Here is a 16393-nt window from a genome sequence, read left to right on the forward strand (position 1 = left end):
GGCACCTACGTGACACGTTCCGTGTCAGACCGCGAGGCTTGCCGGCGCGGCGGCGCGCCGACGCCGCGCATCGAACGCCGCGGCCACCACCCGCCGATAGGCGCGATCGCCGTCGTCGAGATACAGTCGGCCGCCGCACCAGCGCGCGATCCCGCGCTGCTCCAGCGGCGCCAGCGCGACCAGCGCATCGAGCAGCGACGTCAGCGCCAGCCGGTGGGCGCCGCACAGCGCGGCCAGATCGACCTGGCCATCGCACAGCAGCCGCTCGATGATCGCGCCGCGCAGGCGATCCTCGGCATTGCGCACCACACCGCGCGTGGTGGCCAGATGGCCACCGGCGATCGCCGCGCGATATCGGCCGACATGCTTTTCGTTCTGGACGATCAGCCCGTCGAACTGGCTGATCGCGGAGGCGCCGATGCCGATCACCGCCTCGGCTTCGTCATCGGTGAACCCCTGAAAGTTGCGGCGCAGGCGCCCGGTGACCGCGGCGATAGCGAGCGGATCGTCGGCGCGCGCGAAATGATCGAAGCCGATCGGCGCATAGCCCGCGCCGACCAGCAGGTCGTGCGTCAGCGCGCTGTGCGCGAAGCGTTGCTGCGGATCTGGCAGGTCGGCCGCGTCGATCATCCGCTGGCGCGGGATCATCGCGGGCAGATGCGCATAGCCGAACATCGCCACGCGCGCCGGATGGAGCGTCAGCGCCGCGGCGATCGTTTCCGCGATATCCTCGGCGCGCTGGCCCGGCAGTCCGTACATCAGGTCGAAGTTGAGGTGCCAGATGCCGACGCCGTGCAACCGCTCGGCGACTAGCGCGATCGCTTCGTACGGCTGCACCCGGTTGATCGCGCGCTGGATCGCGGGCGCGAATGTCTGCACGCCGATGCTCACCCGGCGGATGCCGATCGCCGCCAGCGTATCGGCATAAGCAGTGTCGAAGCCGCGCGGGTCGATCTCCATCGCCCATTCCGCCGCGGTGTCGACGCCGAACTGGTCGCGGATCGCCTCCGCAAGGCGCAGCAACTGCGCCGGCGACAGCGCGTTCGGGCTGCCGCCGCCGAAGTGGATGGAGCGGACGCGGCCATCCAGCAGCCCGGCGACCAGCCCGATCTCCGCCAGCAGCGCGTCGACATAGGCGTCGAGCCGTGCCGGCCGGCCGGTCGCGCCGGTGTTGCAGCCGCAATACCAGCATATCTCCCGGCAATAGGGCACGTGGATGTAGAGCGATACGGGCGTGTCGGGCGCGACGCCCAGCAGCGCCAGGGCCTGTCGCTCCGGCCCCACCGCGGGGGTGAAATCGACCGCGGTGGGATAGCTGGTGTAGCGCGGGATCGCCTGCCTGGCGAGATCGGGGTGATAGGTCGCCACCGGCTTATTCCTGTTCGTCGGCGGGCAGATGGAACTCGTGCCAGATGCCGTTGAGGATGCCAAAACCGACCGCCAGGCCGAGGCCCAGGACCCAGGTGAAATACCACATGACTGCTTCCCCTCAGTAGAAGTCGGGGCCGGCGGTGACGGCGGCGGTGGTGACCCGCCCGAACATCACGCGATATGCCCAGGCGGTGTAGGCCAGCACGATCGGCAGGAAGACGATGGTGACGACCAGCATGATCCCCAGCGTCCGCGCGCTGGACGAGGCGTTCCAGACCGTCAGGCTGGAATGCGCGTCGATGCTGGACGGCAGGATGAACGGGAACATCGCGCAGCCCACCGTGGCGATGATCCCCGCCGCCCCCGCGCTCGACCCGCCGAACGCCAGCGCCGCCCGCTGCCGGTAGATGCCGATCATCGCCAGCGCCGTTCCCGCAAAGCCCAGCGCCGGCGCGATCGCCATCCACGGGTGCCGTGCGAAATTCGCCAGCCACCCGCCCGTGACGATGCGCGCGGTGGTGTGGAGCGGGTTGGAGGCGCCGGCAGGATCGACCGTCCCGACGATCTCGAACCCCGGCATCGCCGCCACCATCAGTCCGCCGACCGCGAACAGCAGCAGCGCCAGCGTTCCCGCGGCAAAGCCATAGGCGGTCGCGCGGTCGTGCACCGGGCCGTGCTCGACCTTGATCGACAGCCACGCCGCGCCGTGCAGCACCAGCATCGCCACCGACAGCACGCCCGCCAGCAACGCGAACGGGCTGAACAGCGCAAGGAAGTTGCCGTCGTAGAAAACCCGCAGGTCGCCGTCGAAGCGGAAGGGCGCGCCGGTCAGCACGTTGCCGACCGCGACGCCGAACACCAGTGCCGGCACCAGCCCGCCGACGAATAGCGCCCAGTCCCAGCGGCTCCGCCACGCCGGATCGGGACGCTTGCTGCGATATTTGAACCCGACCGGGCGCAGGATCAGCGCGGCGAGCACCACGAACATCGCGAGGTAGAAGCCGGAAAAGCTCGCGGCATAGACGAGCGGCCATGCGGCGAAGATCGCGCCGCCACCCAGGATGAACCACACTTGGTTCCCCTCCCACGTCGGGCCGATCGTGTTGATGACCATCCGCCGCTCCGCATCTTTGCGGGCGACAAAGGGCAGCAGCGCCGCGACGCCCAGGTCGAACCCGTCGGTCAGCGCGAAGCCGATCAGCAGCACGCCCAGCAGCACCCACCAGATCAGGCGCAACATCTCATAGTCGAACATCGTGACGCTCCTTTCAGACGGCGAGCGGTTGCGCGGAGATCGGCGCATGCGTGTCGGCGGGCAGCGCCGGCTCGTCCTCGATCGGGCCGTGGCGGACCGCGGCCAGGATCAGCCGCACCTCGATCACCGCCAGCGTACCGTAGAGGAGGGTGAAGCCCGCGATGGTCGTCAGCAGCATCGCCGGGGTCAGGCTGGACGCGGCTAGGAAGGTCGGCAGCACGCCGTCGATCGCCCACGGCTGGCGCCCCAGTTCGGCGACGATCCAGCCCAGCTCGATCGCCACCCACGGCAGCGGGATCGCGACGACCGCCGCGCGCAGGAACCAGCGCACGCTCATGTGCAGCCTGAGCGAACAGAGGACGAAGGCGGTGGCGAACAGCGCGATCATCGCAAAGCCGATCGCGGCCATGACGCGGAACGCCCAGAACATCACCGGCACGCTGGGCACCGTGTCCCAGGCCGCGCGCTCGACCTCGGCCGGAGTGGCGGCGGCGGGATCGGCGACGTATCGCTTCAGAAGCAGCGCATAGCCGAGATCGCGCTTGTGCGCCTCGAACGCGGCGCGGGCGGGGGCATCCTTCGCATCGGCCTTCAGCCGCTGGACCGCGGCATAGGCGACCTGCCCGGAGGCGATCCGCTCCTGCGCCTGCAACACCAGTTCGGACATGCCGGTGACCGTGCCGCCCAGGCTGCGCGTCGCGATCAGCCCAAGCACCCACGGCACCTGCACTTCGTAGCGGGTTTCGCGGGTCGCCATGCTGGGTATGCCGAAGATCGTGAGGCCGGCGGGCGCGGGCGCGGTGTGCCAAGCGGCCTCGATCGCGGCGAGCTTCATCTTCTGGTTGTCGGTCAGCGCGTAGCCGCTTTCGTCACCCAGCACGACGACCGACAGGGATGAGGCCAGCCCGAACGCCGCTGCGACGGTCATCGATCGGCGTGCGACTGGCAGCCACCGCCCCTTCAGCAGCCAGAAGGCGGAGATACCCAGCACCACGACCGACGCGGTGACATAGCCGGCGCTGACGGTGTGGACGAACTTGGCCTGCGCGACGGGGTTGAACACCACCGCGCCGAAATCGGTCACCTCCATCCGCATCGTTTCCGGATTGAACGCCGCGCCGACCGGATTCTGCATCCAGCCATTGGCGATCAGGATCCACAGCGCCGACAGGTTGGTCCCCAGCGCCACCATGAAGGTGACGATGAGATGCCCCAGTTTCGACAGCCGGTCCCAGCCGAAGAACATCAGCCCGACGAACGTCGCCTCCAGGAAGAACGCCATCAACCCTTCGATGGCGAGCGGCGCGCCGAAGATGTCGCCGACATAATGCGAGAAATACGACCAGTTGGTGCCGAACTCGAACTCCATCGTCAGCCCGGTGGCGACACCGAGCACGAAATTGATCCCGAAGATCTTTCCCCAGAAGCGCGTCACCTGTCGCCACACCGGCCGCCCCGTCATGACATAGACCGATTCCATGATGACCAGCATGAAGCTGAGCCCCAGCGTCAGCGGCACGAACAGGAAATGGTAGAGCGCGGTCAGCGCGAATTGCAGCCGCGACAGGTCGATGACGCTAGGGTCCACCGCTGAAGTCTCCTCCATGCCGGGCCATCGGGCGCCGGCTCGATCAGCCTCATCGGCTTCGCGGGGCGCCGTCGATATACGGGAAACTCCGTATTCGGCGGGCGGCAGGCGCGGACTAGGCGGTCGACATGACGCCGATCGCCGCTCCCCGCCGCCCTGGCCGCGCTCCGCTGGGCGACCTGGCCCGTCCGTCGCGCGCGGCGGCGGCGCTGATGGTCGGCGATACGGTGGCGGCGATCGGCTTTGCCGGCGGGCTTGCCGGCGCGGTGAGCGGGGCGGCATGGTGGCTGACGCTGGCGCTCGCCGCCGCCGCCGCCCGCGCGGGTATCGCATGGGTGTTGTCCGGCTGCGCCGCTGCGGCGGGACGAGGCACCGTCGCCGCCGCCCGGATACGGATCGTCCGCGCGGCGTTCCATGCCGGTCCAGAAGCGCGCCCGACCTCCTCGGCATGGGTCGGCACGGCGGTGGACGATGTCGATGCGCTCGACGGCTATGCCGCGCGGTTCCTGCCGGCCCGCGGCGCGGCGGTGATCGGCCCGCTAGCGGTACTGACCGCGATCGCGTTCGCCAGCCCGGTCAGCGCGGCGATCCTGTTCGCGACGCTGATCCCCTTCGTCGCGGCCATGGCGCTCGCGGGGGGAGCGGCCGCCGACCGGTCGCGGCGGCAGTTCGTCGCGCTCGCGCGGCTGTCGTCGCTCTTCGCCGACCGCGTGCGCGCGCTGCCCGTGGTGCTGGCGTTTCGCGCGGAGGAGCGCGAGGCGGCGCGGATCGGCACGGCCTCACAGGATCTGGCCTCGCGAACCATGGCGGTGCTGCGGGTCGCGTTCCTGTCGTCGGGGGCGCTGGAATTCTTCGCGGCGCTGTCGGTCGCGCTGGTGGCGGTCTATTGCGGGTTCGCGCTGCTGGGGCTGTTGCCCGTTGCGATTCCCGAGCGGCTGACGCTGGGGCGCGCCTTCTTCGCGCTGGCACTGGCGCCCGAATTCTATGCCCCGATGCGGCGACTTGCCGCCGCCTATCACGAACGGCAGGCGGCGGAGACCGCGGCGGCGCGGCTGCGGCCGATGCTCGACCGGCCGGTGCCGCCCGCGCCGGTTGTCGTCCGGCATCCGCCGCGGCTGGTCTTCGACCGGGTGACGATCCGCTATCCCGATGCCGATCGCGCGGCGGTGGCGGACTTCTGCCTGACGGTCATGCCGGGGGAGACGGTCGCGCTGGTCGGCGCATCGGGCAGCGGCAAGTCGAGCCTGCTGCGCACGCTGCTGGGACTGGCACCCGTGAGGGCCGGCGCGATCTTCGTGGGCGAGGCACGGCTGCCGCCCGGTGCGGGCGTCGCGGCGGCGTGGGCGGGGCAGGACCCGTTGCTGCTGCCCGGCACCATCGCGGAGGCGATCGCGATCGCCGATCCGGCGGCGCCGCGTGAGCGGATCGCCGCCGCTGCAGCTGCGGCGGGGCTGGAAGCGGCGCTGTCGCGGCGCCCGGGCGGGCTCGACGCGCCGCTCGACGCGCGGGGCGGGGGGCTGTCCGGCGGAGAGCGGCGGCGGATCGGGATCGCGCGGGCGCTGTTGAACGACGCGCCGCTGCTGTTGCTCGATGAACCGACCGCACATCTGGATACAGCGGCGGAGGAGGAGATGATCCATGCCATCGCGGTCGCCTGCGCCGGGCGCACCGCGCTGATCGCGACGCATTCGTCGCGCCTGGCGGCCATCGCCGATCGAGTGGTGCGGTTGTGAGCGGGTTTGCCGACCTGCTCGCGGCGGAAATCCGGCGGGAACGCGCGGGGTTGCTGCGCGCCGCCCTGCTTGCGGCCGCGGTGGCCGCGGCGACGGCGATGCTGCTGGGGCTGTCCGGCTGGTTCATCACCGCGGCAGGGGCGGCGGGGCTGGCCGGGGCGGCGGCGGGATTCAACTATCTGCTGCCCAGCGCGACGATCCGTTTGCTCGCGATCGTGCGGACGGGCGCGAGATACGGGGAGCGGCTGGCCGGACATGCTGCCGCCTTCGCCGTGCTCGCGCAGGTCCGCCCGGCGCTTTACCGCGCCATTGCCGGCTCGCCTCCCGCCGCTGCGCTGGCATTGACCAGTGGCGAGGCGAGCGCGCGGCTGGTCCAGGACGTCGGTGCCATCGAAATGGCGATCGCGCGCCGGCCCGCGCGCGCCGGCGCGGCGGCAGCGATCGCCGCCGGCGGATTGCTGATCCTGAGCGTCCGGCCTGTCGCCGCGCTGTTGTTCCTCCTTCTGGCGGGGATGGCGGTGGGGCTGACGGGCTGGTCGTGCCGGCGTCTCGACGAAGCGGGGCAGGAGGTGCAGCGCCGGCAGGGCGCGTTGCGGGAACTGCTTGGTCTGCAACTGGCCGCCGCACCTGAGTTGCGCTGCTACCGCATGGAGGATGCCGCGATCGCCCGCATCGCCGCGGCTGACGCGGCGCTGGCGGATGCGCGGCGGCGGCAGGCGGCGGCCGGCGGCGCGATCGAGGCGATCGGCGCGCTCGCGACGGGCGCGGCCGCGGTCGGCGTGTTCCTGCTGGCCATGCCCGCCGGCACGGCGCTGGCGGCGCTCGGCGCGCTGACCGCGGCGGCGGCGATGGACGGGATCATGCCGGCGCTGCGCGAGCGCGCGGCACGGTCCGCAACGCGGGAGGCCGCTGCACGACTTGGCGCGCTGTTCATGCCCGACCCGCCACCTTTCCCCAAGCCCCGTTCGGCCGCCCTGACGCTGCCGGGCGTCGGCACGCTGGTCCCCGCGGGTGCGCGGATCGCGATCACCGGCGCGACCGGCACGGGCAAGACCAGCCTTGTCGAGGCGATGATCGGGCTGCGCCACCATGACGCGCCGGGTATCCGGCTGGGCGATATGCCGCTGGCGGCGCTGCCGGCGGCGACGCTGCGCGCGATCTTCGCCTGGGCGCCGCAGGATGCGCAATTGCTGGCGGGCACGGTGCGCGACAACCTGCTGCTGGCCGACCCCGACGCCGCCGAGCGTGCGTTGTGGGACGCACTGGACGCTGCGTGTCTGGCGGGCGTGGTGCGCGCGCTGCCGCACGGGCTGGACAGCTGGATCGGCGAGAATGGCGAGCAGCTGTCCGGCGGGGAGCGGCGGCGGCTGTCGCTGGCGCGCGCCTATCTGTCGCGCGCGCCGTGGCTGTTGCTGGACGAGCCGACCGAGGCGCTGGACGCGCCGACCGAACGCGCGGTGGTCGAGCGGCTGACGCAGCGGCTGGCTCGCACTGGCCAGGGCCTGATCGCGGTCACACACCGCGACGCGGTGGCGGTGCTTTGCACCGTCCATGTCAGCCCGGCGACGTGCCGTGCGATCGACCCTGGCACGCCGCACCGCGCCGTGCGCGTGCTCGCGCCGGTGGACTGACGCCGCTAGCGGTCCAGGCCCAGAGCCGCGCGATCCGCGGTCGCGGCGGCCAGTTCGGCGCGTGCCGCGGCGATGCGGGTCTGCGCGTCGATCAGCCGTACGCGCGCGTCGTTGGCGGTTTCCTCGCGCTGGTTCACCAGGAAGAAGTCGCTGGAGCCGAGTTCGAAGCGGCGGCGTTCCGCGGCGGCGAGACGTTCGGCCAGCTGGCGTTCCTGTTCGGCGATCTCGGCCAGCCGCTCGGCCGCACCGACATTGATGCTGATCCCCTCCACCTCGACGGCGATCTGGTCGCGCAGAAAGCGGCTGCGCGCCGACAGCGCATCCATCTCCGCCCGGGCTTCCGCCATCCGGCCTTTCGCGGCGCGGTTCTGCAGGGGCATGGAGAAGCGGAAGCCGATCGCCCCTTCCAACGGGGTGCGCGACGGGCCCCCCAGCCCGACCGGGCCGACGTCCTTGCCCAGTTCCCCGCGCAGGTCGAACCGCGGGCGCAGGTCGTTCTGCGCCAGCGCCAGCCGCGCCGAACCCTGGTCGATCCGCGCCAGCAGCACCTGAAGATCGGGGCGGCGCTGCGCATAGTCAGCGACATTGGCCACCATTACGCCCGACAGCGCGCCGGCATCGCGCGGCAGCCGTTCCGGCCCGACGATCACCGGCTCCCCTGCATCGTCGCGGAAGTAGAGCGACAGGGCATTGGCCGCCGCCGCGAAATCGCCCTCGGCACGCACCACCAGCGCACGGCGGCGGACGAGATTCTGGTCGTTTTCCGCCAGCAGGATGTCGGGCCGCGCGCCCAGCTGCACCTGCCGCGACAGCCCGCCGCGGCGGCTTTCCGATAATTCCAGCAGGTCGCGATAGGCGCGCAGCCGCAGCCCGGCGGCGACCCAGGTCTGGTAGGCGTCGATCGCGCGCCGCTGCACCCCGATCGCCACCGCCTCGCGTTCGAAGCGCGCGATGTCGATATCGCCCGACGCCAGCGTGCGGCGGGTGCGGCGTTCGTCCACCAGCCGGTCGCGTAGCAGCGAATAGAGCGCGCCGACCTTCACCTCGCCCAGCCGATTGGTGTAATTCTCGTCCTCGTACACCGGAAAGCCGCCGCGGCTGACGCGATAGCCGCCATAGACATAGCCGCCGTTGCCCGTCAGTGGGCGCGTCGCGCGGGCGCTGGCAACGGTGCCGTCGTAATAGCCCAGCGCCCGCGATCGGCCTTCCACGTCGAATACGGTATCGAACGCGCCGTCGGCGGTCAGCGCGCGTCCCTCGGCCGAGCGGACCTTGGCCAGCGCCTCGACGATCTGCGGTGCGGCGCGGGCGGACGAGCGCAACACTTCGTCAAGCGTCAACGGCGCGGCCGCCGGCGTTTGCGCGCCCGCGGGGCCGGCGACCGCCGGAGCGGCGAGCAGCGCGGAGGCGAGGAGGAGCGCGCGGATCATTTCGGCTTGCCCGCCTTCGCCGCGATCTTGCCGCTGTCCTCTTCCTTCGCGCCGGCGGCCCCGCCCGACGCCTTGTCGGTGGTTACCTGCCCGAATTCGAGCGGGAAGTCGTTCAGCTGGCGCCACAGTTCGTAGCCGACCGTCACCGTCTCCCCCTGCACCCAGCCATAGACCTTGCCGCCCAGCCGGACGTAGCGCGGGCCGGGCCAGGCGGGCTTGCCGGGCATCGGCTCGACCAGGATGCGGAACAGTCCCTGCGCATTGGCATTGGGGTCGATCGTGCGGACCCGCCCGTCGAAGAAGCCATAGGCGACCGAAGGCCAGCCGCTGAACTGGATGGCGGGCCAGCCCTCGAATTCCAGCCGCACCGGGCGGCCCGGGCGCAGCAGCGGCACGTCGCGGCCATCGATCAGCAGCTCCACCGCGCGTTCGACCCGTTCGGGGGCGATCACCGCCAGCGTGGTGCCGGCGGAAACCAGCGCACCGCCGGCGGCGGCGTTCAGGTTCTGGATGCGGCCGTCGCGTGGCGCGCGGACCAGCTGAGCGGACTGACGGTTGAGCTGCACGTCGATGCGGTTCAGCTTCGCGCGCGATTCCGCCAGCTTGGCACTGGCGTCCGCGACCTTGATCTGCGCCTGTTCGAAATCGCGGCGCGCCGCCAGCCCCTCGGCAAGCAGCTGGCGGGTACGGCCGACGTCGATCGCGGCGACCGCCTGCGACTGGCGCACCGCGGCGATCTCCGCCTCCACCTGCGCGCGTTCGGCGGCGAGACGGGAGAGCAGATTGGGGTCGAGATCGACGACGCGCGCGATCGGATCGCCGCGGTTCACATGCTGGCCGTCATGGACGTACCAGCGTTCGACGCGCCCCGGCACCAATGCGGTGACGTCCTGCGCGCGGTCGCCCGGATCGAGCGCGACGACCTGTCCGCGCCCCTGCGCGGTCTGCAGCCACGGGACCAGGAACAGGATGGCGGCCGCAGCGGCGATGCCGACCGTCACCAGCCACGCGATCGCGACGCCGACGCGCGGCGGGCGCAGCGTGGCGAGGGTGCGAAAATGCGTCAGATGTTCAGGCTGATACGACATCGGTGCTCCCCTGGCGGACGGCCGCCGTCAGATCGGCCAGGTTCGTGAAGCGGCGCTGCTCGGCCAGGCCGAGGTGAAGGAAACCGTCCAGTTCGAGATCTTCGGGACGTCCGGTGAACAGCAGTGTCGTGGTGCCATGCGCCTTCAGCAGGCGCAGCGCATCGCGCAGCCGATGGGCCGGCAACAGGTCGAAAACCTGGCCCAGCAGCAGCAATTTGGGGCGTACCAGCAACGCATTGGCGAGTTTCAACGCCATCGTCTCGCCGATGCTGAGCGGATAGCCGGACGAGCCGAGCGGCGTGTCGAGGCCGAGGGGCAGGCTGGCGAGCCGGCGTTCCAGCCCGACCGCGGCGAGGGCGTCCATCGCCTCGCCCGAGCGGCTTCCCGAGGCGAGGCTGAGATACTCGCGGATCGTCACCTCGACGATGGTCGAGCGTTCGAGCACCATCACGTCCGAGCGCAGGTGATACATGTCCAGCGCGCCCAGATCGGCACCGCCGATCCGGATCAGCCCGCGTTCGGGATGGACATGCCGTTTCAGCAGGCGTGCCAGCCGATGCTCGGCGCCCGGTTCCGCGACGGTGACCAGCTGCTCGCCCGCCGCCAGCGTCAGATTGTAGCGCGCGCCGTCAAGCACCAGATCGGTCAACGCCACCGCGCCGTCACGCGGCCCGCCTTCGCCGCGCACGTTCGGTTCCTGCGGGATCGCGAACAGCAGCGACATTTCCTCCGCACTGGCGACCAGATCGTAGAAGGTGTCGAGATACCAGCCCAGCTGCGAGATGCCGTAGAACACGCCCGACAGGATAAGCTCGGCCGCGACCAGCTGTCCCAGCGACAATTGCCCGCGCAGGATCAGTGTCCCGCCCAGCAGCAGCAGCGCAGCGCCGGCAAAAGCGTAGATCAGCAGGAACGTCACCGTCTGCGCGAACTGGTAGCGGAAGTAGCGCCGGTGAGCGCCGACATAGGTGGCGGTCATCGCCTCCGACCGGTCCATCGCGAAGTCGAGATGGCGCGACGATTTGTAGAAACCGTTCGACCCGCCAACGCTTTCCAGCCAGCGGGCGGCGTTGTGCTTGGCATGGCTCATCGCCACGGCTCCGGTGATCGCGCCCGGTTGCCAGATCAGCCACACCAGCAGCACCGCCGCCACCAGCACGACGTTGAAGGCCAGGAAGAACGGGTGGTAGAAACTGGTGATCGTCAGCCCGACGACGGCCTGCAACACGATCGTAAAGCCGCCGATGACCAGGCTGGGCACCGCCTTCTGGATCACCACCAGATCGAAATAGCGGTTGAACAGGTCGCCGCGCTTGGCATCGGTGAAGAACGGATCCTGCGCATGGACCGCCCGCACGGTCACTTCGGCGACGACGCGCGCGAAGACACGCCGTTCGAACGCTGCCATGATCCAGACGCGCAGCGCGCTCAGCCCCGCGACCAGCAGCAGCAGGAGCAGCAGCACCGCGGACAACGCCCATAACGGCGCCGGCATCGCGGTGTTCGCGACGCTGTTGATCAGCAACTGAACGGAGATCGGCGTGGCCAGCGACAGAAGGCTGATCGCGACGGTATAGACGATGCCGAGCCGCACATAGGCGGCGTCAGGACCGATGATCTGCGACAGCCACGCCGCCGCGTCCCGAAAACCCAGTCGCTTCGCCGCCACCGCGTGCTCCCAATCCGCCTCGATCATCGCCGCCGCTACCGCAATCCGCGCCGCCCGCCTGCCGCGGGCCGGCGTTCCGGTATCGTAGCGATACCGAAGCGCTACAGCGTTCCGCGTGACAAGGCCAATCGGAATGCTTGCGTCCTGGCTATAGGCAGGGGCTATATCCCATTATGCCTACGCTGCGTCAGCTCGAGTATCTCGTCACGGTTGCCGATACTGGCTCCTTCGCGATGGCCGCGCGTGTCGCCAACGTGTCGCAGCCGACGCTGAGCCAGCAGGTCCGCGCGCTGGAGGAGCGGCTGGGAATCACGCTGCTGGAACGCAGCACCGCGGGCGCTGTGCTGACCCCGGTCGGTCGCAGCATCGTGTCCACCGCGCGCCGGATGCTCACCGACGCACGCGATATCGTTGCGCTGGCGTCGGGATCGTCGGACAGCCTGACCGGGACGCTGAAACTGGGCACGACGCCCACGCTCGGCCCGTATCTGCTGTCGCCGATCATCGCCGACCTGCATCGCAACGCCCCCCGGCTGCGCCTGCATGTGCGAGAAGGCATTCCCGACGAACAGATGCTGGAGCTGTCGCGCGGGAACATCGACGTCGTGCTGGGCCCCCTGCCCATGGCGGGGGACGATCTGGTGATCGAGCCGCTGTTCCGCGAACCGCTGCACCTAGTCGCGGCGCTGGACCATCCGCTGGGGGCGGACGATGTCGTGACGCGCGACGGTCTGGCGGGCAGTCCGCTGCTGACGCTGGATCCGCGCCACCATCTGGCGCGGCAGGCGGGCGATATCGCCGCAGCCTATGGGATGACAATCGCCCCCGACTATACCGGCACCAGCCTGGGCAGCCTGCACCAGATGGTGGCAAGCGGCCTGGGGTTGGCGCTGCTGCCGGGCCTGTACCTGCGCTCCACGATCGGTGGGGCGACGGGGGTGCAGGTCCTCGACGTGCAGGGGTGGCAGGCCTATCGTTCGATCGCGATCGCGTGGCGCCGGCAATCGCCGATGCACACCGCGTTCAAGCTGATCGCCGAACATGTCCAGATGTGTGCCGCCCGTTTGCTGGCTGCCTGACCCGCATGCGCCGTCATTGACAGCGCCGCCGATTGCGGTGACCGCTGATGCCAAACAGGAGAGGTGCCGCGATGCTGTCGTTCGATTGCTTCTGGTCGTTCCGTTCGCCCTACAGTTATCTCCTGATGCCGCGGCTGGAGGCGTTGCTGCGCGATCACGACGTGGCGTGTCGGATGCGGATCGTGCGCCCGATCGCGGTGCGGCAGGCGTCGTTCTTCAGCAACGCCGATCCGCTGTGGACCGGCTATCTGCTGCGCGACACGCTGCGCACCGCCGAGTTCCTGGGGATGCCGTTCCGCTGGCCGCGCCCGGACCCGGTGGTGATGGATCGCGCCACGCGCACCTATCTGGCCGAACAGCCGTACATCCACCGTCTCAGCCGGCTGGGGCAACTGGCGTGCGAGCGCGGGGCCGGCGTCGCCTTCGCCGCGGCGGTCAGCCGGCTGTTGTGGGACGGCGGCACCGACGACTGGCATGTCGGCGACCATCTGGCACGCGCGGTCGCGCCGCTGGGTTTCGATCTGGCGGAGATGGACGCCGTGGTTGCGACGGAAGGCGAGCGGCTGGCGGCGGCGATCGTCGCGAACGAGGTCGATCAGCGTGCCGCCGGCCATTACGGGGTGCCGCTGATGGCGTTTCAAGACGAACCTTTTTTCGGACAAGACCGGCTGGACCAGCTCATCTGGCGCCTGCAACAGGCAGGCATGACGGCGCGGTGCGTCAGATAGCGATTGCGCGAGCCGCCGACGCATAATATTGGACGATCGTCATGATTGTGCCGCGCAGCATGGCGCGGATCATTTCGGGGGCGCGCGATGATGAAGTTCTTTACTGCCATGCGTATCGGTGTGGTGCTGGTGCCGCTTGCGTTCGTGGCCAGCCCGGCATCGGCGCAGGCGGATGGTGGCACGATCTTTCGCCAGCGGTGCCAGATGTGCCACGTGACGACTCCCGGTGCCCGCGCCGGCCTTGGACCCAATCTTGCCGGTGTGGGCGGTCGCAAGGCGGCCAGCACCGACTTCCTCTATTCGTCGGCGCTGCGCGCCTCCAACCTGAAATGGGACAAGGCGACGCTCGACAAGTTCCTTCAGGCGCCCGCCAAGCTGGTGCCGGGGACGCGCATGGCGATCGCGATCGCCAACCCCGCGGATCGTGCCGCTGTGGTCAACTATCTGGTGTCGCTGCGCAAGTGATCGCAGGGCCGGCGGAGATCGCTGCCGGCACATCGGGGTAGCAATCGGCGATCGGCCCCAGCACCGCGAACAGCGGCGCCAGCATCGTCTCATAGTGACGCCAGTGATCGACCGCGTCGGTGAAGATCGGGCGCCGTACCTGTTCGGAACTCGCGGTGCGCACCGCCCGGTCGTTCTGCCAGAAGGAAAGGCACGCCGGTTCGAACGACAGTCCCAGATAGGCGAGCAGCCGGTCGACCTCGCCCGGCGTATCCTGCACCATCCGTTCGTAGATGACGCGATGAACGCGCCTGGGCACCGCAGCGTCATAGGCGGCCATATGCGCCACGTAATCGCGATAGTAGCGGGCGATGTCGGTCAGGTCGTAGCTGAACGACTGTCCGCGTGCGAAATGCTGCTTCCAGCCCGAAAAGCAGCAGGCGATCGGATGGCGGCGCGCATCGATGACGCGCGCGTTGGGCAGGATCATTCCGATCAGCCCGACATGCTGCCAGTTGTTGGGCATCTTGTCGATGAACAGCGGGCGGTCGGTGCGCCGGTGGACGCGCGTGCGCTCCAGATACTCCTCCCCCAACCGCGTGCGGTCGGCGGCGGACAATGATGCGATCATCGCACGTAAATCGGGAAACTCGCCGTCATCGACGCGCGCCTGCAACCGGCCGGCGATCATCATCATGTCGGGCAGTTCCATCGTCCCTTCCACCTGGCTGTGGCTGGACAATATCTGTTCGACCAGCGTCGAGCCGGAGCGCGGCAATCCGACGATGAAGATCGGATCGGGGGCCGGACAGCCCCCGTCGCCGATCGTCGCCAGGAACGGCGCGGTGAAGGTAGCGGTGGCGGCCGCGATCTCGGCACTGAAATCGTCGGCATCATGCGCGATCATCGCGCGCCGCAGGCGGTTGCCGCGGTCATAGTGATCGAAGGCGGCGGCATGATCGCCCGCATCCTCCAGCGCCTTGCCCAGCGAAAAGTGCAGGTGGAAGACATCCTCCCCCTGCGCCGCAGCGTCGCGCGCCAGCGTGTCGAGCGCGCCGCGCATCGCCGTTATGTCTGCCGCGTCGAGCCGCACCGTCTTCAGGTTGGCGAGGCTCCACCACGCTTCCCCCATGGTCGGCTGCAACGCCACCGCGCGGCGATAGGCGTCGATCGCCGCGGCCTGTCGCCCCAGCGTCTTCCGTACATGCCCCAGGTTTTGCCATACCTGCGGTTGCTCCGGCTGTTGGTCCAGCAGCCGCTCATATATCGCGCCCGCCGCTTCCTGGTCGCCGAGCCGTACGAGTACGGACGCCTTGAGCAGTTCGTGCCCGGGCGCTTTCATCGGCGATCCGGCCAGAATGTCGGCGTGGCTCAGCGCCTCTTCCAGCCGGTTGCCCTGCAACAGCAGCCGGACGAGGAAGTCCCGCGCCAGATCGAAGCCGGGGGCCGCCGCGACCGCGCGTTCGACCAGCACCAGCGCAGCGGCGATATCGCCCTCGCGCCAGATGACCTCGCCCAGCAGGCGGGTCGCGACGGGATCGTCGGGTTGCCGTGCGGCGCGGCGTTCCAGCCGCGTACGCGCTTCGTCCAGCCGGCCGTCGTGCATCGCGACGGCCGCATCGATCAGTTCCGGGTCGCGCGAGGCCGCGTGAACGGCGGACAGGTCGGCGCGCCAAGCGTCCTGCTCGCGCCCGACGCGGCGCAGTGCGCCAGCCAGCAGGAACCAGCCCTCGGCGATCGCGGGCTGCTGCCGCGTCAGTCGTTCCAGTGCATCGATCGCGCGATGATCGTCGCCCAGTTCGATCGCGACATGCGCCAGTTCCCACCACAAGGCCGGAACCGCCGGCTGCGGGCGCGCGAGAATCTCGAGCCGCGGCAGTGCCGCACGCGCCCGGCCGAGCCGGCGCAGCGCCTGGCAGGCAAGCAGTTCGGCGGGAGGAAACCCCGGTGCGCGGCGCAGCACCGCTTCGGCGCGCGCCAGTGCCTGATCGGGGCGGTCGTCCAGCGACGCGCCGGCACGGGCCAGTTCGTCGCGCATGCCGTCCGCTGCGCTTGGCACTACGTTTCCCATAACCCCCCGGTGCGAGCACGTGCACAAAACCTAGGTCGGAAATGACGATCCGTCGAGGCATCGCCGTTGCCGGCTGTTCCAAAAACCCTGCTTGACAGCGGCGTCATGATCGGCAGTATCCGAATCTAGGACGGTCGTTCTGGTTGCGACGACGGCGAATCGTCCTGCAGGGGAACGGCACCACGGGCGATCATCGGCAACCCTCCGCGCTTCGCGCGTGAGGGAAGGGGCTTCTGTACGCCGCAGTCGGGGCGGGTTTCGCTGACAGCGCAGGTGGTGACAAGGCAAGAGATCCGATGCGGGGAA

At 69.9% G+C, this 16393-nt stretch carries 13 protein-coding genes; 5 read left to right on the forward strand and 8 right to left on the reverse strand.

Going from position 1 to position 16393, the window contains the following annotated elements; all coding sequences use genetic code 11:
• Positions 1-24: 24 nt before the first annotated feature.
• Genes hemN through COA17_RS00445 form a run of 4 tightly spaced genes read right to left on the reverse strand, consistent with a single transcriptional unit; the run spans position 25 to position 4214 of the window.
• Positions 25-1368, reverse strand: coding sequence for an oxygen-independent coproporphyrinogen III oxidase (gene hemN, locus COA17_RS00430; protein WP_096609454.1), 1344 nt, complete (start codon positions 1366-1368; stop codon positions 25-27).
• A 4-nt stretch (positions 1369-1372) separates the two neighbouring features.
• On the reverse strand, positions 1373-1477 hold the full coding sequence (cydX, locus tag COA17_RS00435) for a cytochrome bd-I oxidase subunit CydX (RefSeq protein ID WP_082740376.1): 105 nt from the start codon (positions 1475-1477) through the stop codon (positions 1373-1375).
• Positions 1478-1489: 12 nt separating this feature from the next.
• Positions 1490-2626 (reverse strand): cytochrome d ubiquinol oxidase subunit II, encoded by a 1137-nt coding sequence (gene cydB, locus COA17_RS00440; RefSeq protein WP_096609456.1) that lies wholly within the window; start codon positions 2624-2626, stop codon positions 1490-1492.
• A 13-nt stretch (positions 2627-2639) separates the two neighbouring features.
• Complete coding sequence (locus COA17_RS00445) at positions 2640-4214, reverse strand: cytochrome ubiquinol oxidase subunit I (protein ID WP_096609458.1); 1575 nt, start codon at positions 4212-4214, stop codon at positions 2640-2642.
• Between the two features lie 128 nt (positions 4215-4342).
• Here COA17_RS00445 and cydD point away from each other — a divergent pair, with 128 nt between their 5' ends.
• Positions 4343-5947 carry a thiol reductant ABC exporter subunit CydD gene (gene cydD, locus COA17_RS00450; protein WP_096609460.1) on the forward strand — a complete coding sequence of 535 codons (1605 nt, stop codon included), beginning with the start codon at positions 4343-4345 and terminating at the stop codon, positions 5945-5947.
• A complete protein-coding gene (locus tag COA17_RS00455; RefSeq protein ID WP_176484741.1) occupies positions 5944-7578 on the forward strand; it encodes an ATP-binding cassette domain-containing protein in 1635 nt (544 codons plus the stop codon). The genes cydD and COA17_RS00455 overlap by 4 nt, the downstream gene beginning before the upstream one ends.
• A 5-nt stretch (positions 7579-7583) precedes the next feature.
• On the opposite strand, the gene COA17_RS00460 is transcribed toward COA17_RS00455, so the two are convergent.
• The 3 genes from COA17_RS00460 to COA17_RS00470 are packed head-to-tail and all read right to left on the reverse strand — an operon-like array spanning position 7584 to position 11792.
• The gene (locus tag COA17_RS00460; RefSeq protein WP_096609462.1) at positions 7584-9008 is read right to left on the reverse strand and encodes a TolC family protein; all 1425 of its coding nucleotides are present in this window, start codon (positions 9006-9008) and stop codon (positions 7584-7586) included.
• Positions 9005-10096: an efflux RND transporter periplasmic adaptor subunit gene (locus tag COA17_RS00465; protein WP_066491574.1), complete on the reverse strand. Its 1092-nt coding sequence runs from the start codon at positions 10094-10096 to the stop codon at positions 9005-9007. The genes COA17_RS00460 and COA17_RS00465 overlap by 4 nt, the downstream gene beginning before the upstream one ends.
• Positions 10080-11792: an ATP-binding cassette domain-containing protein gene (locus COA17_RS00470; protein WP_231792310.1), complete on the reverse strand. Its 1713-nt coding sequence runs from the start codon at positions 11790-11792 to the stop codon at positions 10080-10082. The genes COA17_RS00465 and COA17_RS00470 overlap by 17 nt, the downstream gene beginning before the upstream one ends.
• A 146-nt stretch (positions 11793-11938) precedes the next feature.
• Here COA17_RS00470 and COA17_RS00475 point away from each other — a divergent pair, with 146 nt between their 5' ends.
• The 3 genes from COA17_RS00475 (at position 11939) to COA17_RS00485 (ending at position 14037) form a co-directional block, all read left to right on the forward strand.
• Positions 11939-12844: a LysR family transcriptional regulator gene (locus tag COA17_RS00475; RefSeq protein ID WP_096609464.1), complete on the forward strand. Its 906-nt coding sequence runs from the start codon at positions 11939-11941 to the stop codon at positions 12842-12844.
• 71 nt (positions 12845-12915) lie between these two features.
• Positions 12916-13572 (forward strand): 2-hydroxychromene-2-carboxylate isomerase, encoded by a 657-nt coding sequence (locus tag COA17_RS00480; protein WP_096609466.1) that lies wholly within the window; start codon positions 12916-12918, stop codon positions 13570-13572.
• 87 nt (positions 13573-13659) lie between these two features.
• A complete protein-coding gene (locus COA17_RS00485; protein WP_245857315.1) occupies positions 13660-14037 on the forward strand; it encodes a c-type cytochrome in 378 nt (125 codons plus the stop codon).
• On the opposite strand, the gene COA17_RS00490 is transcribed toward COA17_RS00485, so the two are convergent.
• Positions 14009-16087, reverse strand: a complete 2079-nt coding sequence (locus COA17_RS00490; protein WP_096609468.1) for a tetratricopeptide repeat-containing sulfotransferase family protein — start codon at positions 16085-16087, stop codon at positions 14009-14011. The genes COA17_RS00485 and COA17_RS00490 overlap by 29 nt on opposite strands.
• Positions 16088-16393 lie beyond the last annotated feature (306 nt).

The sequence above is a fragment of the Sphingomonas ginsenosidimutans genome (genome assembly GCF_002374835.1).
Taxonomy (GTDB): domain Bacteria; phylum Pseudomonadota; class Alphaproteobacteria; order Sphingomonadales; family Sphingomonadaceae; genus Sphingomonas; species Sphingomonas ginsenosidimutans.

Bases quoted from the DNA above. Each gene is read 5' to 3' on its own strand.
- cydB (WP_096609456.1), bottom strand. From the start codon at position 2,626: ATGTTCGACTATGAGATGTTGCGCCTGATCTGGTGGGTGCTGCTGGGC.
- COA17_RS00465 (WP_066491574.1), bottom strand. From the start codon at position 10,096: ATGTCGTATCAGCCTGAACATCTGACGCATTTTCGCACCCTCGCCACG.
- cydD (WP_096609460.1), top strand. From the start codon at position 4,343: ATGACGCCGATCGCCGCTCCCCGCCGCCCTGGCCGCGCTCCGCTGGGC.
- COA17_RS00480 (WP_096609466.1), top strand. From the start codon at position 12,916: ATGCTGTCGTTCGATTGCTTCTGGTCGTTCCGTTCGCCCTACAGTTAT.
- COA17_RS00485 (WP_245857315.1), top strand. From the start codon at position 13,660: ATGATGAAGTTCTTTACTGCCATGCGTATCGGTGTGGTGCTGGTGCCG.
- COA17_RS00470 (WP_231792310.1), bottom strand. From the start codon at position 11,792: ATGATCGAGGCGGATTGGGAGCACGCGGTGGCGGCGAAGCGACTGGGT.
- COA17_RS00490 (WP_096609468.1), bottom strand. From the start codon at position 16,087: ATGGGAAACGTAGTGCCAAGCGCAGCGGACGGCATGCGCGACGAACTG.
- cydX (WP_082740376.1), bottom strand. From the start codon at position 1,477: ATGTGGTATTTCACCTGGGTCCTGGGCCTCGGCCTGGCGGTCGGTTTT.
- COA17_RS00475 (WP_096609464.1), top strand. From the start codon at position 11,939: ATGCCTACGCTGCGTCAGCTCGAGTATCTCGTCACGGTTGCCGATACT.
- COA17_RS00460 (WP_096609462.1), bottom strand. From the start codon at position 9,008: ATGATCCGCGCGCTCCTCCTCGCCTCCGCGCTGCTCGCCGCTCCGGCG.